This window comes from Saccharopolyspora antimicrobica (genome assembly GCF_003635025.1).
GTDB lineage: Bacteria > Actinomycetota > Actinomycetes > Mycobacteriales > Pseudonocardiaceae > Saccharopolyspora > Saccharopolyspora antimicrobica.
In genome coordinates, this window is the sequence record NZ_RBXX01000002.1 from 648,153 (window position 1) to 669,560 (window position 21,408).

A 21,408-nucleotide genomic window follows, 5' to 3' on the forward strand; every position below is an offset into this window, starting at 1 on the left:
GCCCGGCGGCGGTCAGCGCCGGGCGTCACTCCTCTTCCAGCCCGATGGAGAAGGCCGCTTCCGCGTCCTTCCGGGAGTAGGAGCGGAAGGCGATGTGGGTGTCGGTGTCCAGGACGCCCGCCACCTTGTTGATCCGGCCCGGCACGATGTCGGCCAGGTCCTCGTGGCGGCGGACGCGCAGCATCGCGATCAGGTCGACGTCACCCGCGCAGGAGTAGACCTCGTCGACGCCGTCCAGGTCGGCGATCTCCTGGGCCGCCTCGGCGAGCCGGTCGGCGGCGGTCTGGATCAGCACGATCGCGGTGATCACGGGAATTACCTCCTGCAGCTGGATGCGGAACCGATGCTAGACGATCGATTCCTTCTGGCCCGCCGGTGCGGCGCCTTCAGCAGTGACAGTACGAGTTGTCGCATGCGCCGCAGGCGCATAACCCACCCACGGCACTTGCACCGCCGCGGGTTCTCAGACGTCGCCTGGCAAGGACAGCCCGTTCGCCGTGTATCGGACATACATCAGAACGGGCTCCCGCAGACCAGGCGGCGTCTGAGGTTCCGCCACCCGCACCGCTACGCAAAACGAGCTTGGAATTCGATCTGCTAGACCGAATCAGGCCCCCGAATCCCTTTGGGACTCGGGGGCCTGATCGCTAGTTCTTCGTCAGTGGTGGCCCTGGCCGGTGTGGTACTCGAACACCAGACCGGCGACCATGATCAGCAGGAAGCCGACCGCCAGGACGATCATCCACACGTGGAAGAACGCCAGGGCGACGCCGGCGAAGGCAGCAGCGCCCGCCACGCCGACCGGCCAGTAGCTGCCCGGGCTGAAGAAGCCCAGTTCGCCGGCACCATCGCTGATCTCCGCGTCCGGGTTGTCCTCCGGCCGGTCCTCGATCCGGCGGGCCACGAACGAGAAGTAGCTGCCGATGATCAGGGAGAGGCCGCCGACCAGGACCAGCGCCACGGTGCCCACCGGCTCCTTGGCCCAGAGCCCGTACACGATCGCGGACAGGAAGAAGAAGATGGTGATGATGTTGAAGATCCGGGATTCGATCTTCATGGAGTCCTCGCTCTCACGCCGTACGCCCTGTCGAGGGCACCACTACTTGGTCCCGACCAGCTGACCGGAAGGTGCTCCGCCGGTGCGTTCGGTGTTGAACGGAACGCCGGTCACCGCGAACGGCTCGCACAGCTCGCCGCAGTCCTGCCGCTCCTTGCCGAGCTGGGTCAGCGCCTCCGCCGCCGTGTACGGCTGGGTGGTCGCCGGGTTGACCTGCGTGCGCAGCTCCATGTACCGGTCGAACTTGTCCGGGGACAGCGCCCTGACCTCGAAGTTCATCATCGCGTGGTAGGTGCCGCACAGCTCGGCGCAGCGGCCGACGAACGAACCTTCCCGGTCGATGGTGTTCTGGAAGACGTTGTCCTGGTTGTTCTTGTTCGGGTGCGGGAAGGTGTCCCGCTTGAAGTGGAACTCCGGAACGAAGAACGAGTGGATGACGTCGGTGGCGCTCAGCGTGTACTCGATGCGCTCGTCGGTCGGCAGGACCAGCAGCGGGATCTCGCTGCTGCTGCCCACGGTGCGCACCGGCTGCCCGTCCGGCGTCTTGTACTCGGGGTAGTTGAACTCCCAGTTCCACTGGAACGCGACCACGTTGACCTTCTGGTCCGGGTTCGCGGGCTTGGCCAGCACGTAGTTCTGGGTGGTCGCCGTGAAGTAGAACAGCACGACGACCAGCACGAACGGGATGGCCGTGTAGATCAGCTCGAGCGGCAGATTGTACTGGAACTGCCGGGGCAGCTCCTCGTCACCCTTCTTCTTGCGGTGGAAGGCGACCGACCAGAAGATCAGTGCCCAGACCAACACGCCTACCGCGAGTGCCGCGATGACCGACCAAGTCCACAGGGTTCGCATCGAATCGGCCTGCGGGGTGACACCCTCCGGCCATCCGAACCGCAGGACCTCATCGGTCGTGCAACCCGTGGCCGCGACACCAACCAGGCCGATCAGCCCAGCGACTTTGACCAGCCGTGGCACTCGGGTCCCCTCCTTCAGGCCCACTGCGCGACGCCTCCTCGTGCAAAACTCACCGGTGCGGCCGGGTGATCCGAGCCCGGCCGCGAAGCCGGACCGCCGGATCTGCCGCCGGAATCCTGCGCAGACTCTAGCCCAGGTGTAGCCGCGATACTGCTCCGGGGGCGTCGATCGACTTGGAACTTGTCCGACGAACTCGTTTTGCGTGGCGGTGCGGGTAGCGGAACCTCAGCGCCCGCCCGGACTGCGGGTGCCCGGCTTTATGTATGCCAGCTCGAACAGCTGCTCCCCCGCGCGTGCAACGCGCGTGCGGGCGGACGGCATACTGGGGCGAGCCTTCGGGGGGAGGCTCCAGAGAGACGACATCGCCGACTCGAAGAGGTGCTCCAGACGCGTGTGCGGCCTGCTTGGACTGATCTGTCCCACGGAAGAGAACGCCGGATTCGCGGTTAACGCGGTGGCCAACGCGCTGCCGTGCCAGCGACACCGAGGACCGGACGAAAGCGACACCTGGCAGGGCGGTGAGGTCGTCTTCGGCTTCAACCGACTGTCGATCATCGACCTGGAGCACTCTCACCAGCCGTTGACCTGGGGACCGCCGGAGACGCCGCGGCGGTACACCATCAACTTCAACGGTGAGATCTACAACTACCTGGAGCTGCGGGCCGAGCTGATCGAGCGCTTCGGTGCCCGGTTCAGCACCGACGGCGACACCGAGGTGATCGTCGCCGCCTACCACTACCTCGGCACGTCCATGGTCGGCCGGTTGCGCGGCATGTTCGCGTTCCTGATCTGGGACAACGAGCGCAAGGTGGTCTTCGGCGCGCGCGACCCGTTCGGCATCAAGCCGCTGTTCTACGCGGCCGGCCCGGGCGGCACCGCCTTCTCCAGCGAGAAGAAGAGCCTGCTGAGCCTGGCCAGCACGCTGCGCATCGCCGAGGAGCTCGACCACAAGGCGATGCAGCACTACCTGCAGCTGCAGTACGTGCCGGAGCCGGAGACGCTGCACCGGCAGATCCGCCGCATCGAGTCGGGCACCTCGTTCACCGTGTCGCCCGGCGGCCAGCTGGTCACCGAGCGGTACTTCCAGCCGAACTTCCACTCCCGGCCGGTCAACACCGACGCCGACGCGCGGCGGCTGCACAACGAGATCGTCGACGTGATGCGCGACTCGGTGGCCAAGCACATGCGCGCCGACGTCACGGTCGGGGCGTTCCTGTCCGGCGGCATCGACTCCACCGCGATCGCGGCGCTGGCCAAGGAGCACAACCCGAACCTGATCACCTTCACCACCGGTTTCGAGCGGCAGGGCTACTCGGAGGTGGACGTGGCCGCCGAGTCGGCCGCGGCGATCGGGGTCAAGCACGTGGTCCGCACCGTCTCCGCCGAGGAGATGATGGAGGCGCTGCCGCTGATCGTCTGGTACCTGGACGACCCGGTGGCCGACCCGGCGCTGGTGCCGCTGTGGTTCATCGCCCGCGAGGCGCGCCAGCACGTCAAGGTGGTGCTCTCCGGTGAGGGCGCCGACGAGCTGTTCGGCGGCTACACGATCTACCGCGAGCCGCTGTCGCTGGCGCCGTTCGAGAAGGTGCCGGGCGCGCTGCGCAAGGCGATGGGCCGGGTCTCCACCGCAATCCCGGAGGGCGTGCGCGGCAAGGACCTGCTGCGCCGCGGCGCGCTGAGCCTGGAGGACCGCTACTACGGCAACGCGCGGATCTTCCGGGACGACCAGCTGCGCAACGTGATGCGCAGCTTCGACCCGGGCGTGTCGCACCGCGACGTCACCTCGGGCCCGTACCGGCAGTCGGCGAACTGGGACCCGGTGACCCGGATGCAGCACGTGGACCTGTTCACCTGGCTGCGCGGCGACATCCTGGTCAAGGCCGACAAGATGACCATGGCCAACTCGCTGGAGCTGCGGGTGCCGTTCCTGGACCCGGAGGTCTTCCGGGTCGCCAGCACGGTCCCGCTGGAGCAGAAGATCACCAAGGAGACCACCAAGTACGCGCTGCGCCAGGCGATGTACCAGGTGGTCCCGGCGCACGTGATCAACCGGCGCAAGCTGGGCTTCCCGGTGCCGATCAAGCACTGGCTGCGCGACGAGATGCACGACTGGGCGCGCAACATCATCCAGCAGTCGCAGACCGATCACCTGCTCAACCGCACCGCGGTGCTGCAGCTGCTGGAGGAGCACCGCTCCGGCGTGCTGGACCACAGCCGCCGCCTGTGGGCGCTGCTGGTGTTCATGCTCTGGCACGGCATCTTCATCGAAGGGCGCCTGTCCCCCGAGGTTCCGGAACCGCACTACCCGGTCCGCCTCTGAGGCTTCGCACCGCGGACGGCCCGTTCACCTCTCGCCAGGTGGGCGGGCCGTTCGCTTTCCCTGTCACACTTCGCCGCGCCGCTCCGTCCTCCCGGTGAACGACAGGAGGACATGATGCGGATTCTCGTCACCGGCGCGACCGGGACGTTGGGGCAGCAGGTGGTCCCGGCGCTGCTGGCAGCGGGGCACGACGTGGTGCGGATGAGCAGGCGCGCGGCGCCGGACGCGGGATGGCGCCAGGCGGACCTGGCCACCGGGGAGGGCCTCGACGGCGCGGTGCAGGACGTCGACGCGATCGCGCACCTGGCGTCGAGCCCGTACAAGGGCAAGTACACGCAGCAGACCGATGTGGACGGCACCCAGCGGCTCCGCGACGCGGCGCGGCGGGCCGGCGTCGGCCACCTGCTGTTCGCGTCCATCGTGGGCATCGACGACATCCCGTGGAAGTTCTTCAGGCAGAAGCTCGCGGGCGAGGAGCTGGTGCGCGACGGGGTGCCGTGGTCGATCGTGCGCGCCACGCAGTTCCACCCGGCGATCGACATGGTGCTCTCGGGCGCGGCCCGCCTCCCGCTGATGCCGGTCCCGTCCAAGGTCCCCGGCCAGCCGGTCGACCCCGCCGTGGTCGCGCGAGCCATCGCGGAGAACTTGGCGGCGGGCCCGTCGAAGCAGATCACCAACATCTGCGGCCCCGAGGTCCTGACCTTCAAGGAGCTCACCACGGCCTGGCTCGAAGCCCGGGGCCGCCGCAGGCCCCAGTTCCCCCTCCACGTCCCAGGAGCCCTGGGCAAGGCCTTCCGCGCCGGAGCCCTCACCCTCCCGGACCACCCCACCGAAGGCCCCACCTGGCAGGACTGGCTGAACCAGTGATCGCCCATTGGTGAAATTACGGCGGCTCATATCATCGATGGTATGATCTGGGGTACCGTAGAGCTGGAGTCGGAAGTTCGAGCCTGGTTGGAAGGACTGTCCGTTGCGCACTTCTCGACAGCCGCCTTCTACATCGACCTCCTCGCTGAACGGGGGCCGCTGCTCGACGAGCCGTACACCAAGCAGCTTCGCGGCAAGTTACGGGAGCTCCGATTCCATCTCGATGGCGACCCGGTCCGGATCACGTACTGGATCACCTCGGGACGGCGGATCGTGCTCCTCACCGCTTTTCGCAAAAAGCGGATGCGAGAAAGTCGCGAGGTCGAACGGGCGTGGCGGGCATTCCGCCGCTGCTTCAGCGAAGCGCACACCGTGGATGAGCACATTGGGGAGTGACGACAGTGGTCGAATCGGATTGGCAGTCGCTGCGTGATCGCCGTATGGCAGAACCGGGGGCCAGCGAGGCGTACGAAGCCACCCGGATCGCCTTCGAGCTGGGTCGGACCACCCGTGAACTTCGGGAGCAGCGGTCTTGGACGCAGGCCCAGCTCGCCGAAGCCGCTGGGATGTCGCAGCCAGCCGTGGCCCGCTTCGAGGCCGGAGGCACCGTTCCGACCATCCCGCTCCTCGAACGGCTGGCGCGGGCGCTTGGCGTTGAGCTGGTCGTGCGGTTCGACTCCCGGAGCTCGGCAGCGTGACGGTCGTGAGCGCGAAAGCCCTTTTGGGGGTGCTTTCGCACTCACGACCGGGGGGGTCAGCCGCAGTGCTCGAAGGGGCTCTCGTAGGCGTTGGAGCCGACCGAACCGCCCCACTTCACGCAGGTCGCGCCGGCCGCTTGGCGGACCGGGCCCGCGTAGTAGGTGAAGTCACCGGAGTCGGTCACCCGCGGCTTGCCCTGGACCTCCAGGAAGGCCGCCGTCGGGGATGCCTTGCCCAGCGACGTCGACTTGAGCGTCACCACGCAGTTGTTCGCGTTCGAGGCGTTGTAGAGCAGGTAGACGGTGCCCGCACCGTTGGCCAGCGCCTTGGAGTTGATCACGCTGTACCCGGACCCGCACACCTCGGTCGGCGAGTACGGGTTGCCACCGCAGTTGTTCTTGCTGGTGAACGAGGTCTTGTCGAAGTACGGCACGGCAACGCCGTTGAGCTTCGCCTTGACCACGGTGCCGTTCTGGATCTGCTCGTAGTGCAGGTGCGGGCCGGTCACTCCGCCGGTCGCGCCCGCGGCACCGATCTTCGCACCCAGGGAGACCTTCTGGCCCACCGAGACGTTCTGGGCGGACAGGTGGGCGTAGCGGGTGCGCCAGCCGCTGCCGTGGTCGAGCTCGATCCAGCGGCCGTAGCTGGTGCTGCCCTCGTTGGCGACCCGCGTGACGGTGCCCGCCGCCGAGGCGAGCACCGGCATGCCGGTGATGCCGGACTTCTGGAAGTCCACCGAGTTCGCCGGGTTGTGGCCGCTGAAGGTCGCGGCCGTCACCGTGACGCCGCATTCGAACGGGACCTGGAAGTTCGGCGCGGCGGACGCGGGTGCCTGCCCGAGCCCGACCACGCCGACCGCCGCGAGCGCGAGTGCCGCCACGCCCGTGCCTAATCGTCGCAACATGAACCACCTCCAGTTACAAGGGGATTCATGCGACCACGCCGCAATGGGCAAGAACAGACCTATTAGGCGGATTCTCCGTGAATCTTTCCCAGCCACACCGCGGTCGCGCCGGGCAGCACACCGTCCCAGCCGGTCGCGGCGTCGCTGCGGCAGAGCAGTTCGCCGGGCAATTCCAGCGCGACCGGCTCGGTGCCGAAATTGGTGGCGCACACGAAGTCCGGGCCGCGGCGGAACGCCAGCACGCCCTCGGGCGCGTCCACCCACTCCAGCTCACCGTCGCCGAGTGCGGGGATCGCACGCCGCAGCGCCAGCGCGTCGCGGTAGGTGCGCAGCACGGAACCTCCGCTGCTCTCCTGCTCGGCGACGGTCGCGGTCTTCCACTCCTCCGGCAGCGGCAGCCAGCTCTCCCCCGCGCTGAAGCCGAACGGCGGCGTGTCGCCGGACCACGGCATCGGCACCCGGCAGCCGTCGCGGCCCGGGTCGGTGCCACCGGAGCGCGTCCAGATCGGGTCCTGGCGCACGTCGTCGGGCAGGTCCAGCACCTCGGGCAGGCCGAGCTCCTCGCCCTGGTAGACGTACACCGAGCCGGGCAGCGCGAAGCTGAACAGCGCCGCGGCGCGGGCCCGCCGCGCGCCGAGGTCACCGTCCCCGTAGCGGGTCACCGGGCGCTGGACGTCGTGGTTGCCGAGCACCCAGGTGGTGGTCGCGCCGACTTCCGCCGTGGTGGCCAGCGATTCCACCACCACCCTCCGGAAGTCCGCGGCCGACCAGGGCGCTTCCAGCAGCGCGAAGTTGAACGCCTGGTGCAGCTCGTCGGGGCGCACGTACCGGGCCAGCCGTTCGCTGGTCGACGCCCACGCCTCGGCCACCCCGATGCGCTCGCCCCGGTAGGAGTCGAAGAGCTGCCGCCAGTCGCGGTAGATCTCGTGCACCTCGTCCTGGTCGAAGTACGGCAGTTCTCCGCGCCCCAGCAGGGAGATCTGCTCGTCCAGCCCGGTGTCGGGCAGCTCCGGGTGCTTGATCATGCCGTGCGCCACGTCGATGCGGAAGCCGTCCACCCCGCGGTCCAGCCAGAACGCCAGCACCTCGCGGAAGTCCGCGCGCACCTGCGGGTTCCGCCAGTTCAGGTCGGGCTGCCGCGGGTCGAACAGGTGCAGGTACCACTGGCCGTCGGCGACCCTGGTCCAGGCCGGGCCGCCGAAGACGGATTCCCAGTCGTTGGGCGGCAGTTCGCCGTGCTCGCCGCGGCCTTCGCGGAACAGGTACCGGTCGCGGGCCGGATCGCCCGGCGCGGCGGCCAGCGCTTCGGCGAACCACTCGTGCTGGTCGGAGGTGTGGTTGGGCACGACGTCGACGAGCACCCGCAGACCCAGCTCGTGGGCGCGGTCGAGCAGCGCGTCGAAGTCGGCGAGCGTGCCGAAGGTCGGGTCCACGTCGCGGTAGTCGGCCACGTCGTAGCCGCCGTCGGCCATCGGCGACGGGTAGAACGGGGTCAGCCACACGGCGTCCACGCCGAGGGACACCAGGTGCGGCAGCCGCTCCCGGATGCCGGCCAGGTCGCCGATCCCGTCGCCATCGCCGTCGGCGAAGCTGCGCACGTAGACCTGGTAAACGACGGCGTCACGCCACCAATTCGTCATTCGCTGCTCCTCATGAGGTTCACGACGCGTACCGAGGTGGGGCGGCTGCAGTGCCGAGGTGGACCCGTGCGCGTTTCGGGGCGCAGGGCACCCCGAAACGCGCACGGACGCCCTCACAACCGCCGGGTGGATTCGCGGACGATCAGGTTCGGCCGGAACATCCGGCTGAAGTTGGTCGAGGCCCGCACCGGTTCGTCCGGGTCGAGCTGGCGGGTCAGTTCGTCGACCGCCGCGGCGGCCATGTCGCGGATCGGCTGGGCCAGCGTGGTCAGCGCGGGCTGGCAGTAGGCGGCCAGCGGGATGTCGTCGAAGCCGACCACCGAGATGTCCTCCGGCGTGGCCAGCCCCCGCCGCTTGGCCTCCCGCATCGCGCCGAGCGCCATCACGTCCGACGAGCACAGGACCGCGGTCGGCCGCGGGCCGTCGAGCAGTTCGCCCATGGCCTGCGCACCGCCCTCCGCTCCGAACGGCGCGTGCGCGACGAGTTCCGCGCTCGGCTCGATGCCGGCCTCCTCCAGCGCCGACGCCCATCCCGCCCGCTTCATCCGGGAGGGCAGGGCGCGGGCCGGGCCGCTGACGAAGCCGATGCGGCGGTGGCCCAGTTCCAGCAGGTGCCGGGCGGCGGTGTGGCCGGCCAGGTGCTCGTCGACGGTGATGTCCGGGACGTCCAGGCTCGGCGTGCTGCCGTTGACGAACACCATCCGGACGCCTTCGGCGCGCAGCTTCTCGTAGTAGCCGCGGCTGCGGCGCTCGTCGTTGTCCGGGTTGGCGATCTCCGGCGACACGAAGATCATGCCCTCGACGCCCCGCGCGACCAGCATCCGGACGTAGTCCTTCTCGGTCATCGCCGCGCGGGTGTTGCACAGCAGCGACGAGTAGCCCGCCAGCGAGGCGCGGCCTTCCAGCGCCTCGGCGAAGGCCGGGAAGACCGGGTTGGACAGCTCCGGCACCAGCAGGCCGATGACCCCGGTGCGGCGCAGCGCGCCGGTGCCGCGCGCGGTGTGCGGCATCTGGTTGAGGACTTCGAGTACTCGTTGCCGGGTCTCCTCCTTGATGCCCGCCTTGCGGTTGAGCACTCGGCTCACCGTCGACACGCTCACCCCCGCCGCCTGGGCGATATCGGCCAGACCCGCCACTGCTCCGCTCCTGTCGCGCCGGGACCACTTGCTGCCGCAATCCTGCACATGATCGAAATATTTTGCAAACCTCTACCGCTGATTGATCACGAGAACTTTGCCGATGATCGCTGAACACCTTGACTTGCATCACATCTTGGGTATGCAATTTGACGCCAAGTGTTCGCAAATTTTTGCAAGCAGGAGGTCCGGACATGAGACCCAAGGTCATGGTCGGCGCCGCCCTGGGCCTGGTCGGCGTGCTCGCCGCCGGGTGCGGCGGCAGCAGCGGCAACCCCGGTGAGGTCGTCTTCTGGGACACCAGCGGTTCCGCGGAGAGCGGGGTGTTCCGGGAGATCGCGGCCGACTGCGCGCGCACCGGCGGCTACCAGGTGCGCGTCGAAACGGTCGCATTCGACCAGGCGCTGAACAACTACAAGACCGCGGCGCAGGGCGGGCAGGGACCGGACGTGCTGCGCTCCGACGTCGGCTGGGTCGCCCAGCTCGCGAAGGCCGGGCTGATCCAGGACCTCTCGGACACCCCGCTGGCCGCCGACACCGCCGATTTCCTGCCCGCACCGCTGGAATCCACCAAGCACGAGGGCAAGACCTACGCCGTCCCGCAGGTCACCGACGCCTTGGCGCTCTTCTACAACAAGGCCCAGCTGGCGCAGGCGGGCGTCGAACCGCCGAAGAGCTGGGACGAGCTCCGCTCGATCGCGCCCGCGCTCGGCGGCGACCGCGCGCTGTTCATCAACAACGACGAGTACTACGCGCTGCCGTTCCTCTACGCCCACGGCGGCGACCTGGTCGACACCGGATCCCGGATCATCACGGTGAACTCCCCCGAATCCGTGCGCGGGGTGCAGACGGCCAAGGACCTGATCGACGCCAAGGCGGCCCGCACCGCGCTCGACCAGCCGAACTCCTACACCACGATGAAGGCCGCGTTCACCTCCGGCGAGGTGGCGATGGTCATCGACGGGCCGTGGGCGGTCGCGGAGTACACCCAGTCCGAGCAGTTCGCCGATCCGGCCAACCTCGGCATCGCGCCGCTGCCCGGCGCGGGCACCTCACCGGTCGGCGGCCACGACTACGTGATCCGGCAGGGCAGCGACGCCACGGAGTCGGCGGTGAAGTTCGTCCAGTGCATGAGCAGCACCGAGAACCAGGCGAAGATCGCCGCGCAGCTCGGGCTGCTGCCGACCCGCCAGTCCGCCTACGACGACCCCGCGGTGGCGCGGAACCCGGTCGTCTCGGCGTTCCGGCCGCTGGCCGCCGACACGCACGAACGGCCGTGGATCCCGGAGAACGCCGAGCTGCTGGAGCCGCTGCAGACCGCCTACGCCGAGATCCTGGCCGGGCAGAAGGAAACCGGCGCCGCGCTCGACGAAGTCGCGCGGACCTACCAGACCTCCGTCGTCCCCGGCTACGCCCAGCGCTGAGGCCGGCATGCGGAATCTGTTCGCGCGGTACTGGTTCGCCTACGCGATGGTCCTGCCGGTCGTGGTGGTGCTCGCGCTGCTCGTGGCGCTGCCGCTGCTGCAGGGGCTGTTCTTCGGCTTCACCGACATCAACGACACCAACATCGCCAACCCGGTGCTGGACCGCGAGGCGAGCTACGAGTTCACCGGACTCGCCAACTACCTCAACGTGCTCTCCGGCGATCCGGCGTACGGCTCGTTCTGGGCGACGCTGGGGCGCACCGTCATCTGGACCGGCGCCTGCGTGTTCTTCCACTACGCGATCGGCCTGGCGCTGGCGGTGCTGCTCAACCGGCAGCTCCGGTTCCGCGGGCTGTACCGGGTGCTGCTGATCCTGCCGTGGGCGGTGCCGGTGTTCATCAGCGCCTTCGCCTGGCGGTACCTGTTCAACGCCGAGTACGGGCTGATCAACTGGGCGCTGGAGTCGGTGGGACTGCCCGCGCAGGTGTGGCTGGGGCAGTCCGACCTGGCGCTGGTGTCGGTGATCGTCGTCAACGTCTGGCTGGGCGTGCCGTTCATGATGGTGGCGCTGCTGGGCGGGCTGCAGTCGATCCCGGCCGATCTGCACGAGGCCGCCGAGATCGACGGGGCGTCGCCGTGGCAGCGGTTCGTGCACGTGACGCTGCCGGGGCTGCGGTCGGTGTCGAGCTCGGTGGTGCTGCTCGGGGTGATCTGGACGTTCAACATGTTCCCGGTCATCTACCTGATCACCGGCAACAACCCGCACACCCGGATCCTGGTCACCTACGCCTTCGAGCGGTTCTTCTCCGGTGCCACCCGGGATTACGCGATCGCCTCCACCTACGGCGTGCTCGTGCTGTCGGTCCTGCTGGTGTTCGCGACCGTCTACCGCCGCGCGATGCGCAGGCACGGGGAGGTGCTCTGAGATGTCCATCGACGCGGCCTCGCTGCGCGCCACGACCGCGGCGGTCCGGCCGCCGGCGCGGCGCAAGCGCTCCACGGCGGCCAGCATCGGTCTGCACGCGACCTTGGTGGTGGCCTCGCTGATCGCGGTGTTCCCGGTGTTCTGGGTGCTGGTGGTGTCGTTCAAGCCGGACGCCAAGGCCATCGAGCGCACCCCGACGCTGTTCGCCGACTCCACAGTGGACAACTACTGGAACGTGCTGTCCGGCGCGAAGGGCGCGTTCCTGAGCTGGTTCGGCAACTCGGTGCTGATCGCGGCGCTGACCACGGTGCTCGGCGTGCTGCTGGCGGCCACCACCGCCTACGCGGCCAGCCGGTTCCGCTTCCCGGGCAGGCGGTGGCTGCTGCTGTCGTTCCTGGTGGTGCAGATGTTCCCGTTCGCGGTGCTGATCGTGCCGCTGTACAACATCCTGCTGGCGCTGGGCCTGCAGGGCAGCGCGCCCGGCCTGGTGCTGGTGTACTGCAGCACCGCCATCCCGTTCTGCACCTACATGCTGAAGGGCTACTTCGACGGGATCCCCGGTGAGATCGACGAGGCGGGGCGGGTGGACGGGCTCTCGCCGTTCGGCGTGTTCTGGCGGCTGGTCCTGCCGCTGGCCAGGCCGGGCCTGGCGGTGACGGCGTTCTACTCGTTCATCGTGGCCTGGAGCGAGGTGGCCTTCGCCTCGGCGTTCCTGTCCGCCGACGACCGCTCGAAGACCCTGGCGGTGGGCCTGCAGGTGTTCGTCCAGCAGAACCGCGCGGAATGGGGCCACCTGGCGGCGGCATCGGTCCTGGTGGCGGTGCCCGCGGTGCTGGTCTTCTACCTGGTCCAGCGCTTCCTGGTCGGCGGCCTCACCGCGGGCAGCGTCAAGTCCTGAGGCCGGAGCACGCAATTTCAATGGAAATCGGACGTCTGATTTCCATTGAAATCGCGCAGAACCCGACGCACAGTCGGCGTGTCGGGCACCCGACACGCCGACTGTCGTGCAATTTCCATTGAAGTCGAAGACCTGATTTCCATTGAAATCGCACACCTTCCCGGCATCCACCGGCGTGTCGGACTCCGGGCGCACCGACGTCCCGGAAGGCCTGTGGAAACCGGGGAGCCCGGGGTGGTGGCGTGCTCGTGCGCGGGCCTTCGCACCACTACGCTGGCGGCATGACGGCGTTCACGCTCGGTGGTACGACCACGATCCTCGACGGCGGTCTGGCCACCGAGCTGGAGGCGCGCGGGCACGACCTCTCCGACTCGCTGTGGTCGGCCCGGCTGCTGGCCGATTCGCCGGAGGAGATCGTGGCCGCGCACGCCGCGTTCTTCCGCGCCGGGGCCGAGATCGCGACGACGGCGAGCTACCAGGCGAGCTTCGAGGGCTTCGCGGCGCGCGGCATCGAGCGCGACGAGGCCGCCAAGCTGATGCACCGCAGCGTGGAGCTGGCCCGGCTGGCCGGCGACGTCGAGCCGGGACGGCACCGGTGGGTGGCGGCCTCGATCGGTCCTTACGGCGCGATGCTCGCCGACGGCTCGGAGTACCGCGGCCGGTATGGACGCACCAAGCGCGAGCTGCGCGACTTCCACCGGCCACGGCTGGAAGTGCTGGCCGAATCCGTCCCGGACGTCTTCGCGCTGGAGACGGTCCCGGACGTCGACGAGGCGGAAGCCCTGGTCGACGCGCTGGACGGGGTGGAGGTCCCGGCCTGGCTGTCGTTCACCATCGACGGCGACCGCACGCGCGCCGGACAACCGCTGGCGGAGGCCTTCGCCGTCGCCGACGACGCCGCGATCATCGCGGTCGGCGTCAACTGCTCGGCACCCGAGGACGTGCTGCCCGCGATCGAAATCGCCCGCGCCACAACGGAGAAGCCTGTCGTGGTGTACCCGAACAGCGGTGAGGTCTGGGATGCGCAGCGGCGGTCCTGGACCGGTCGCGCGGCTCCGGTCGCTGACCTCGCGCGCAGCTGGCAAGCGGCCGGTGCGCAGCTGATCGGCGGTTGCTGCCGGGTCGGCCCCGAGGACATCTCGGCGATCGCGGAAGCGCTGATTGATCCGGTGGACTGAGCCCGGTTGGGCCGAACCGCCGATCCTGGCACGCTTTTACCTGATAGTTCATCAGAAGGTTCTTTTCCAACCGATACCTTCGCGGTGGAATTCGGTATCCATCGGCGAAAGGGACGGGGCATGCGCCGGATCACCAAGATCGTGGGGGCGGCGGCCGGAGCCGCTCTGCTGTGCCTGGGTGCGACCCAGGTGTCCACCGGGGAACCGCTGGCGATCAGCGGGACGACCGTGTTCACCAAGGGCGAGGGCGGCTACAACTGCTTCCGCATCCCCGCGATCGTGCGCACCCAGGACCGCAGCGCGCTGCTCGCGTTCGCCGAAGCCCGGCGGAACAACTGCGACGACACCGGCTACATCGACGTGGTCCTCAAGCGCTCCACCGATGACGGGAAGTCCTGGCAGAAGCTGGAACTCGTCTCCCCCGGCGACGGCGACACCCGCGGCAACCCGGTGCCGGTCGTGGATCGCGAGACCGGCCGCATCTCGCTGCTCACCACGCACAACCCGGGCCCGGACTGCAACGGCAGCGGTTGCCGCCGAACGCCCTTCCTGCAGCACAGCACGGATCCGAGCGGCAAGCAGTGGACCGAGCCGGTGGCGCAGCCGCAGCTGAAGAAGCCGGAGTGGACCAAGTGGTACGCCACCGGCCCCGGCCACGGCCTGCAGATGACCCGCGGCGAGCACGAGGGCCGGATGGTCGCGGGCATCAACTACGAGGGAGCCGACGGGCTCAAGGGCGCCGGGATCGTGCACAGCGACGACGGCGGCACGACCTGGCAGCTCGGCGCCCTGGACGACCGGACCGGCGAGAAGATCAAGCCGCAGGAGCTCAGCCTGCTGGAGACCGTCGACGCCGAGCTCTACGTCGCCGCCCGCAACCAGGACAACTCCGGGACCACCGTGGCCGACGGCAACCGGGCGCACGCGGTCAGCGCCGACGGCGGCGAGACCTTCCGCGAAACGTTCTCGATCGTGCCGCAGCTGCGCGGACCTGTGGTGCAGGGCTCGGTGGTCCGGCTGCGCGCGACGACCGCCGGTGACCCGAGCAACCTGATCCTGTTCTCCGGGCCGTACAACACCGATCCGAACATGGACCACCGCCGCCACACCATGCGGATCCGCACCTCCTCCGACGAGGGCGCGACCTGGCAGGAGGTCGGCACGGTGGTGGACGCGACGTGGTCGGCGTACTCCGACCTGATCAACCTGGGCGGCGGCTGGGCGGGCCTGCTCTACGAGGCGGGCTCCCAGGAATCGCAGGACGCGCACCAGACGATCCGCTACGCGAGGTTCAGCGAGAACGACCTGGCCCGCTGAGAACCGGTGACCCGTGAGCACTTTGCGGGGCCATAGCGCCACAAAGTGCTCACGGCACCTGCTCAGAGCTTCGCGCCGACGTGCAAGGCGAGTCCCGAGTTCGGCGCGACAGCGGCCGTGAAACCGCCGTCCGCACCGACCTCGACAGTCGCACCGGTGCACGACCCGTTCACCAGCTCGCCGCTCATCACGTCGCAGTAGGTCCCGGCGGGCAACGAGGTCTGGAAGGTCCGGGCGAGCTCGCCGCCTTCCCGGTTGAACACCGCGAATCCCTTGTCCCCGCGGCCGAATGCGATCTGGCCGCCGCCGTTGTCCCACCAGTTCGCCAGCCCGGTGTCCCGCACCGCACCGTGGAACCCGGCCATCCCGGCGATCGCCGGCCGCCGGTGCTCGCACACCCACGCCGAGTTGTCGCAACTGGCCGCCTGCGTGGTGCCGTCCGCCTCGGCGGGCGGCCCGGCGTCGCTGTTGTCGAAGGCGAAACCGGAGATCAGCTGCGGCGTCCCGTACGGGTAGGCGAGCTCGAAGGCGACCGCGAGGTCGTAGGTGACGCCGTCCTTGTAGGTCAGGATCGGCGAGCTGCGCTGCGTGTCGTGGTTGTCGATGAACACCACCGCCTGGTCGCTCGGCAGCGACATCCGCTCCGGCAGGTTCGCCAGCTGCGCCAGCGAGCCGTCCCGGAAGGCGTTGGCGACGACGCCGTAGTAGCCGAACTCGGTCACGTCACCGTTGCCGGTGTACTCCCCCGCCGTCGTCGTGCCGTCCGCGATCACCTCCTGGAAGACGTAGGGCCGCGCGCCGGTGCCGGGAACGTCCTGCAGCGCACCGAAGATCGCGCCGACGTCCTCCGGCGGCATGTGCTTGACGCCGTCCACCCGGAAACCGGAGACACCCAGTCCGATCAGGTCGTTGAGGAAGCCGATCTGGGTGTTGCGCACGTACTCCGACTCGGTCGCCAGGTCCGCCAGGCCGACCAGCTCGCAGTTGCGCACCTCCCACTTGTCCTGGTAGTTGGCGATGTCGCGGCGGCAGCCGTGGAAGTCGGCGTCGGAGTACAGGCCCGGGTAGACGTACTTCTCGAAGGTGGAGCCGCCGCTGCCCGGCCCGCTGCCCGCCGATCCGGAGCCGCTCATGTGGTTCACCACCGCGTCGACGTAGATCTCCACGCCCGCGGCGTTGCAGGTGCGCACCATCGCGGCGAACTGCTCCCGGTCGCCGCGGCGGCTCTCCAGCTGGTAGCTGACCGGCTGGTAGTCCTGGTACCAGGGATGGCCCTTGTCACCGAGCACGACGTGCTCCTGCGGCGGGGACACCTGGACGGCGCCGAATCCCCTGGGCCCCAGGAAGTCGGTGCACTCCCGCGCGACGGAGTCCCACGGCCACTGGAACATCTGGACGATCGGTCCGCGCACCGGAGCGGTGGCGGGCACCTCTGCTGCCCCGGTGGGCACCAGCGCGGTGCCGCCGACCGCCGCGGCGAACGCGAGCAATGCCAATCGCATGACAACCTCCTCAGCTTCGAGCGGGTTGCCATCGATCACATTTTCTTGCGCGAGTTAAGTCAATACGCCATCAGAACCAGGCTTGAGCTGCTCTGATGCCTGCAAAAATTTGCAGACTATGCCAGCAGCGGTGCGACGTCCGTCGCCGCTGCGGCCCCGTAGGCGTCGGTGAAGCGCCGCAGCGCGCGACCGTGGTCCAGCGACCACTCCTGCGTCCCGGTCACCTCCAGGACGTGCACCGCGACCAACGACCCGAGCTGCGCGGCCCGCTCCCACGACAGTCCGCACTGGACCCCGGCGAGGAAACCCGCCCGGAACCCGTCGCCCACCCCGGTCGGATCGACCCGCCCGCGTTCCGGCACCGCGGGCACCAGCAGCCGGGTCCCGTCGCCCGCGACCACCTCCGCGCCCGCCGCGCCGAGCGTGGTGACCCGGACGCCGATCCGCTCCCGCACGTCGGACTCGGTCCACCCGGTCTTCTGCAGCAGCAGGCCCCACTCGTACTGGTTGCTGAACAGGTACTCCGCGCCCTCGACCACCCGCCGCACCTGCGCGCCGTCGAGCCGGGCCAGCTGCTGCGAGGGATCGCTGGCGAACGGGTAGCCGCGCTGCCTGCACTCGTCGGCGTGCCGCAGCATCGCCAGCGGATCGTTCGGGCCGATCAGCACCAGGTCCGCACCGGAGCGGTCGAGCACCGGCGCCAGCTCCACGTTGCGGGCCTCGGCCATCGCGCCGGTGTAGAAGGAGGCGATCTGGTTGAACTCCTCGTCGGTGGTGCACACGAACCGAGCGGTGTGCGCGACCTCCGAGACGTGCACGCCCGAGCAGTCCACGCCGTGGCGCTCCAGCCAGGAGCGGTAGTCGGCGAAGTCATCGCCCACCGCGCCGATCAGCACCGGCCGCTGGCGCAGCACGCCCAGCGCGAAGGCGATGTTGGCCGCGGCACCGCCCCGCCGCACCACGAGGTCGTCGACCAGGAAGCTCAGCGAGACCTGCGCGAGGTTGTCGGCGACGAGCTGGTCGGTGAACCGGCCGGGGAAGTGCATCAGGTGATCGGTGGCGATGCTGCCGGTGACGGCGACGGGCACGGCGACCTCCCGGATGTCGCTGCAGGTGAGCGCACGCGCACCGAGAGTACCGCCGCCGGGGGCGTCCGGCCGCCGCGCGCGACGGCGGACAATGGGGGCATGCGCGAAGTGGAGATCCGGGACGACGTGATCCGGCTCGGCCAGCTGCTGAAGCTGTCCGGCCTGGTCGAGCACGGTGCGGAGGCGAAGGAGGTCCTGGAGGAAGGCCTGGTCCAGGTCAACGGCGCGGTGGAGACCCGCCGCGGCAAGCAGCTCACCGAAGGCGACGAGATCGTCCTGGGCTCCGAGATCATCCGGGTCGTCACCCGCTGAACCGCTGGTGCGCGGCGGTGGTCGTCCTTGCCACCACCGCCGCTCACGACGAGCTCAGAGCGCTTCGTGGACGATCCGGCCGTCGACGACCGTGCAGACCACCGGGAGTTCCGGCAGGTCCTGCGGGGCGCAGGTCAGCGGATCGCCGTCGAACACCGCCAGATCCGCTCGCATGCCGACCCGGATCCGCCCGGACACCCGCTCCTCCCCCGCGCCGTACGCGGCCTCGGTGGTGTACCCGGCGAGCGCCTGCTGCGCGGTGAGCGCCTGCTCCGGCAGCACCGGCGCCCGGTCCGGCTCGCCGACCGGACGGCGCAGCCGGGCACCGGCCATGATCTCCCGCGGGTCGTAACCGGCGATCGGCCAGTCGGAACCGAGCGCGACGTGCCCGCCCGCGGCGAGGACGTCCCGGTAGCGCCAGGCCCGGCCGCAGCGCTCCTCGCCGATGCGCGTCGACCAGTTGTCGGTGTGGTCGGGCAGCGTCCAGTCCATGTGCGTCGGCTGCATGGAGGCCACCACGTCCAGCTCGGCGAACCTGGTGACGTCGCCGTCCTGGAGCAGTTCGACGTGCTCGATGCGGTGCCTGCCGCCGGCAACGCGCCCGGCGGCGGCGTAGGTGTCCAGCGCGAAGGACACCGCCCGGTCGCCGATCGCGTGCGTCCAGCACGGCAGCCCCAGGTCCACCGCCTGCTGCACGGCCTCCGCGTAGGCCCGCTCCTCGCGCCACACCGGAACGGTGCCCGCACCGTGCGAGTCCGGGTGGCACAGCCACGCGCTGCCGCCGTCGATGGTCCCGTCGAGGAAGAACTTGACCGCGCCCGTGCGCCACATCCGGCCGGGCCGGCTGCGCAGGTCCTGGACGATCTCGAGCGTGTCCTCGACCGTTCCAGGCAGGCACCACGGCGCCACCAGCGTCCGAACGGTCAGCTCGCCGCTCTCGTCGAGCATCTCGAACAGCTCGTCGGTGCCCGGCCAGACCGCCAGGTCCAGCATGTGCGCACCGGTGATGCCGACCGCGTTCTGCGCGCGGTGCAGGTCGGCGACGCGACGCGCGAGTTCGGTCAGCTCCAGCGCGGGAACGGCGGCGTCGCCGTACCGCACCGCCGAGGTCTCGTGCAGCTCGCCGGTGGGCGTGCCGTCCGGGTCGACGACCACCTCCGAGCGGTCGGCGAACTCCACCGGGCCGGTGATCCCGGCCTGCCGCAGTCCCCTGGTGTTCATCAGCGCGGTGTGCGCGTCGATCAGCGTCAGCATCGCCGGGTGATCGCCGATGGCGTCGTCGATGTGCTTGCGGTGCAACCAGTCCGGCAGGAAGGCGTTGTACTCCAGGCCGTATCCGATCAGCCATTCGTCCCGCGCCAGCCGGGCGCTCTCCGCGCGCAGCCTCGCCTGGAGCTCACCGAGGTCCACCACGCCCTTCAGGTCGACGCCGCGCATGTCGGCGACGCCGTGCACCGGGTGCTGGTGGGAATCGACCAGACCAGGCGTGACGGTCCGCCCCGATCCGTCGATCACCTGCGTCCGCCGTCCGATGTGCTCGCCGACGTCGTCGCCGACCGCGCAGATGCGACCGTCCCGGACCGCCACCGCGCTCACCGGCGGTCCGTCCATGGTGATCACCCGCGCTCCGGTGATGACGAGGTCCGCAATGGTCACTGTGCACTCCGATCTGCGAAGGAACTGCTTCCGACGACCCGGTCGCGGGGCTTGGCCACCACGAAGTAGACGAGTCCGGCGAGGATGATCAGCGCCGTGCCCAGCGGGGCGGCCCACACCTGGTACCAGGGGGCGTCCACCGGGGCGAGCAGCGCGCGGGGCCAGGTGATGTTGACGAACTCGAACGCCAGCCACAGCACCGCACCGACGTTGAGCACGGTGCCCAGCCGTCCCAGCCGGACGTGTCCGCCCGGCACCCACGTCCCGCGCAGCCGCGCCACCAGAGCGGCGAAGGCGACCAGCAGGAAGGTCAGGTAGAAGGCGGACGTGCCGAAGGTGATGACGCTGCCGATGGCGGCGGTGTCCAACGCCAGCAGCAGCCCGACGCAGGCCACCGCGGTCACCGCGATCGCGCCGCCGATCGGTGCCTGGCTCTTCCGGCTCACCGTCCGCAGGAGCTTCGACATCGGGAGCACGTCGTCGCGCGCGACCGAGTACAGCGCCCGCGCCGTCGATCCCTGCGCGGCCAGCCCGCACGCCAGGAACGCGATGATCACCACGACGACGAAGGGCTTGGCCGACCAGTCGCCGAAGGACGCCACGACGGCGGTCGTCACCGGATCGGCGTCGGCCCCGGCCACCACGCCGGCCGGGTCGGGGTGGGTGAGCACCACCGCGAAGGCGTTGAGGATCACCAGCAGGCCGACGCTGAGCAGCGCGATCCAGATCGCCCGCGGCACGTGGCGGGTGGCGTTGCGGGTCTCCTCCGAGGTCGACACGCAGGCGTCGAAGCCGATGAACGCCCAGCCCCCGACGGCCACCGCCGCGACGAACGCGGCGAACCCGGAACCCTCGAACAGCGCCTCGGTGCCGAAGCTCTCGGTCAGGATCGACCACGGCTGCGACCGGAACACCAGCAGCAGCGCGACGCCGACCAGCACCGAGGCGATGATCTCGGCCACCACTCCCACCGCCAGCGCGCGACGCAGCACGTCCACCCCGAGCATGTTGATCAGCGAGCACCCCACCACGAACGCCGCCGCGGCCACGACCAGCTGGTTCGGTGTCGGGGTGACGCCGACGAGGGTGAAGACCCACGGTGCGGACAGGTAGGCGATCGTGGTGTTGGCCAGCAGGCTGGAGCACAGCGAGATCCAGCCGGTGAACCAGGCGTAGGACGGGCCGACCAGCCGCCGGGTCCACTGGTACGCGCCGCCCGAGATCGGGAACTCCGAGGAGAGTTCGGAGTAGAGCGCCAGCAGCAGGCACTGCCCGAGCAGGCAGACCGGCAGCGCCCACACCCATCGGGGCCCGGCGATCGTCGCACCGACCAGCACCACCGCGTAGAGCCCCACGACCGGGGAGATGGTCGCGAAACCCATCGTGATGTTGCCGAGCACGCCCAGTCCGCGCTTCAGCTCGGGCTCGTAGCCGAGTTCGCGCAGCCGCGCCGAATCCTCGTCCACGTCGTTCCTGGTAGCCGGGGTTCTCATGCCTGCGTCCTCCTTCG

The 21,408-nt window shown here is 69.6% G+C and carries 20 protein-coding genes; 10 read left to right on the forward strand and 10 right to left on the reverse strand.

Features of this window, described 5'->3' with window-relative positions; translation table 11 throughout:
- Positions 1 to 25: 25 nt before the first annotated feature.
- From ATL45_RS03585 to ctaC, 3 genes are all read right to left on the reverse strand, one after another.
- Positions 26 to 310, reverse strand: coding sequence for an Lrp/AsnC family transcriptional regulator (locus ATL45_RS03585; protein WP_093158894.1), 285 nt, complete (start codon positions 308 to 310; stop codon positions 26 to 28).
- Between the two features lie 348 nt (positions 311 to 658).
- The gene (locus tag ATL45_RS03590; protein ID WP_093158897.1) at positions 659 to 1,057 is read right to left on the reverse strand and encodes a cytochrome c oxidase subunit 4; all 399 of its coding nucleotides are present in this window, start codon (positions 1,055 to 1,057) and stop codon (positions 659 to 661) included.
- 42 nt (positions 1,058 to 1,099) lie between these two features.
- Positions 1,100 to 2,056: an aa3-type cytochrome oxidase subunit II gene (ctaC, locus tag ATL45_RS03595; RefSeq protein ID WP_093158899.1), complete on the reverse strand. Its 957-nt coding sequence runs from the start codon at positions 2,054 to 2,056 to the stop codon at positions 1,100 to 1,102.
- Between the two features lie 367 nt (positions 2,057 to 2,423).
- Between ctaC and asnB the strand changes: the two genes are divergently transcribed.
- From asnB to ATL45_RS03615, 4 genes are all read left to right on the forward strand, one after another.
- Entirely contained in the window at positions 2,424 to 4,352 is a 1,929-nt protein-coding gene (gene asnB, locus ATL45_RS03600) for an asparagine synthase (glutamine-hydrolyzing) (protein ID WP_093158902.1), read from the forward strand.
- A 111-nt stretch (positions 4,353 to 4,463) separates the two neighbouring features.
- Complete coding sequence (locus ATL45_RS03605) at positions 4,464 to 5,219, forward strand: SDR family oxidoreductase (protein WP_093158905.1); 756 nt, start codon at positions 4,464 to 4,466, stop codon at positions 5,217 to 5,219.
- Positions 5,220 to 5,261: 42 nt separating this feature from the next.
- A complete protein-coding gene (locus ATL45_RS03610) occupies positions 5,262 to 5,615 on the forward strand; it encodes a type II toxin-antitoxin system RelE/ParE family toxin (protein ID WP_093158907.1) in 354 nt (117 codons plus the stop codon).
- Positions 5,612 to 5,917 (forward strand): helix-turn-helix domain-containing protein, encoded by a 306-nt coding sequence (locus ATL45_RS03615; RefSeq protein WP_246025148.1) that lies wholly within the window; start codon positions 5,612 to 5,614, stop codon positions 5,915 to 5,917. The genes ATL45_RS03610 and ATL45_RS03615 overlap by 4 nt, the downstream gene beginning before the upstream one ends.
- A 56-nt stretch (positions 5,918 to 5,973) precedes the next feature.
- Here ATL45_RS03615 and ATL45_RS03620 read toward each other — a convergent pair whose 3' ends face one another.
- The 3 genes from ATL45_RS03620 to ATL45_RS03630 all read right to left on the reverse strand — a co-directional run bounded on the left by ATL45_RS03620 (position 5,974) and on the right by ATL45_RS03630 (position 9,598).
- The gene (locus tag ATL45_RS03620; protein ID WP_093158912.1) at positions 5,974 to 6,822 is read right to left on the reverse strand and encodes a M23 family metallopeptidase; all 849 of its coding nucleotides are present in this window, start codon (positions 6,820 to 6,822) and stop codon (positions 5,974 to 5,976) included.
- A 62-nt stretch (positions 6,823 to 6,884) separates the two neighbouring features.
- A complete protein-coding gene (locus tag ATL45_RS03625) occupies positions 6,885 to 8,462 on the reverse strand; it encodes a glycoside hydrolase family 13 protein (protein WP_093158915.1) in 1,578 nt (525 codons plus the stop codon).
- 113 nt (positions 8,463 to 8,575) lie between these two features.
- Positions 8,576 to 9,598, reverse strand: a complete 1,023-nt coding sequence (locus ATL45_RS03630; RefSeq protein ID WP_093158917.1) for a LacI family DNA-binding transcriptional regulator — start codon at positions 9,596 to 9,598, stop codon at positions 8,576 to 8,578.
- Between the two features lie 194 nt (positions 9,599 to 9,792).
- Here ATL45_RS03630 and ATL45_RS03635 point away from each other — a divergent pair, with 194 nt between their 5' ends.
- The 5 genes from ATL45_RS03635 (at position 9,793) to ATL45_RS03655 (ending at position 15,340) form a co-directional block, all read left to right on the forward strand.
- Positions 9,793 to 11,022 carry an extracellular solute-binding protein gene (locus ATL45_RS03635; RefSeq protein ID WP_093158920.1) on the forward strand — a complete coding sequence of 410 codons (1,230 nt, stop codon included), beginning with the start codon at positions 9,793 to 9,795 and terminating at the stop codon, positions 11,020 to 11,022.
- A 7-nt stretch (positions 11,023 to 11,029) separates the two neighbouring features.
- Positions 11,030 to 11,947 (forward strand): carbohydrate ABC transporter permease, encoded by a 918-nt coding sequence (locus ATL45_RS03640; RefSeq protein ID WP_093158923.1) that lies wholly within the window; start codon positions 11,030 to 11,032, stop codon positions 11,945 to 11,947.
- Between the two features lies 1 nt (position 11,948).
- Positions 11,949 to 12,845 carry a sugar ABC transporter permease gene (locus tag ATL45_RS03645; RefSeq protein WP_093158925.1) on the forward strand — a complete coding sequence of 299 codons (897 nt, stop codon included), beginning with the start codon at positions 11,949 to 11,951 and terminating at the stop codon, positions 12,843 to 12,845.
- A 281-nt stretch (positions 12,846 to 13,126) separates the two neighbouring features.
- A complete protein-coding gene (gene mmuM / locus ATL45_RS03650) occupies positions 13,127 to 14,023 on the forward strand; it encodes a homocysteine S-methyltransferase (protein ID WP_093159020.1) in 897 nt (298 codons plus the stop codon).
- A gap of 120 nt (positions 14,024 to 14,143) precedes the next feature.
- Positions 14,144 to 15,340 (forward strand): sialidase family protein, encoded by a 1,197-nt coding sequence (locus ATL45_RS03655; RefSeq protein WP_093158928.1) that lies wholly within the window; start codon positions 14,144 to 14,146, stop codon positions 15,338 to 15,340.
- Positions 15,341 to 15,402: 62 nt separating this feature from the next.
- Here the strand turns inward: ATL45_RS03655 and ATL45_RS03660 are convergent, their stop codons facing one another.
- Both ATL45_RS03660 and ATL45_RS03665 read right to left on the reverse strand, forming a co-directional pair.
- Entirely contained in the window at positions 15,403 to 16,842 is a 1,440-nt protein-coding gene (locus ATL45_RS03660) for an alpha-amylase (protein ID WP_093158930.1), read from the reverse strand.
- Positions 16,843 to 16,958: 116 nt separating this feature from the next.
- Positions 16,959 to 17,888, reverse strand: coding sequence for a carbohydrate kinase family protein (locus ATL45_RS03665; protein WP_093159023.1), 930 nt, complete (start codon positions 17,886 to 17,888; stop codon positions 16,959 to 16,961).
- Positions 17,889 to 18,029: 141 nt separating this feature from the next.
- On the opposite strand from ATL45_RS03665, the gene ATL45_RS03670 reads away from it, so the two are divergent.
- The gene (locus tag ATL45_RS03670) at positions 18,030 to 18,242 is read left to right on the forward strand and encodes an RNA-binding S4 domain-containing protein (protein WP_093159025.1); all 213 of its coding nucleotides are present in this window, start codon (positions 18,030 to 18,032) and stop codon (positions 18,240 to 18,242) included.
- Between the two features lie 54 nt (positions 18,243 to 18,296).
- On the opposite strand, the gene ATL45_RS03675 is transcribed toward ATL45_RS03670, so the two are convergent.
- On the reverse strand, positions 18,297 to 19,898 hold the full coding sequence (locus tag ATL45_RS03675) for an amidohydrolase (RefSeq protein ID WP_093158933.1): 1,602 nt from the start codon (positions 19,896 to 19,898) through the stop codon (positions 18,297 to 18,299).
- Positions 19,895 to 21,391 carry an APC family permease gene (locus ATL45_RS03680; RefSeq protein ID WP_093158935.1) on the reverse strand — a complete coding sequence of 499 codons (1,497 nt, stop codon included), beginning with the start codon at positions 21,389 to 21,391 and terminating at the stop codon, positions 19,895 to 19,897. Before ATL45_RS03680 ends, ATL45_RS03675 begins: the two co-directional genes overlap by 4 nt.
- Positions 21,392 to 21,408 lie beyond the last annotated feature (17 nt).

Coding starts and splice junctions, on each gene's coding strand:
- ATL45_RS03605 (WP_093158905.1), top strand. CDS start 4,464: ATGATGCGGATTCTCGTCACCGGCGCGACCGGGACGTTGGGGCAGCAG.
- ATL45_RS03655 (WP_093158928.1), top strand. CDS start 14,144: ATGCGCCGGATCACCAAGATCGTGGGGGCGGCGGCCGGAGCCGCTCTG.
- mmuM (WP_093159020.1), top strand. CDS start 13,127: ATGACGGCGTTCACGCTCGGTGGTACGACCACGATCCTCGACGGCGGT.
- ATL45_RS03625 (WP_093158915.1), bottom strand. CDS start 8,462: ATGACGAATTGGTGGCGTGACGCCGTCGTTTACCAGGTCTACGTGCGC.
- ATL45_RS03640 (WP_093158923.1), top strand. CDS start 11,030: ATGCGGAATCTGTTCGCGCGGTACTGGTTCGCCTACGCGATGGTCCTG.
- ATL45_RS03635 (WP_093158920.1), top strand. CDS start 9,793: ATGAGACCCAAGGTCATGGTCGGCGCCGCCCTGGGCCTGGTCGGCGTG.
- ATL45_RS03620 (WP_093158912.1), bottom strand. CDS start 6,822: ATGTTGCGACGATTAGGCACGGGCGTGGCGGCACTCGCGCTCGCGGCG.
- ATL45_RS03610 (WP_093158907.1), top strand. CDS start 5,262: ATGATCTGGGGTACCGTAGAGCTGGAGTCGGAAGTTCGAGCCTGGTTG.
- ATL45_RS03590 (WP_093158897.1), bottom strand. CDS start 1,057: ATGAAGATCGAATCCCGGATCTTCAACATCATCACCATCTTCTTCTTC.
- ATL45_RS03645 (WP_093158925.1), top strand. CDS start 11,949: ATGTCCATCGACGCGGCCTCGCTGCGCGCCACGACCGCGGCGGTCCGG.
- ATL45_RS03680 (WP_093158935.1), bottom strand. CDS start 21,391: ATGAGAACCCCGGCTACCAGGAACGACGTGGACGAGGATTCGGCGCGG.
- ATL45_RS03665 (WP_093159023.1), bottom strand. CDS start 17,888: ATGCACTTCCCCGGCCGGTTCACCGACCAGCTCGTCGCCGACAACCTC.
- ATL45_RS03660 (WP_093158930.1), bottom strand. CDS start 16,842: ATGCGATTGGCATTGCTCGCGTTCGCCGCGGCGGTCGGCGGCACCGCG.
- ATL45_RS03670 (WP_093159025.1), top strand. CDS start 18,030: ATGCGCGAAGTGGAGATCCGGGACGACGTGATCCGGCTCGGCCAGCTG.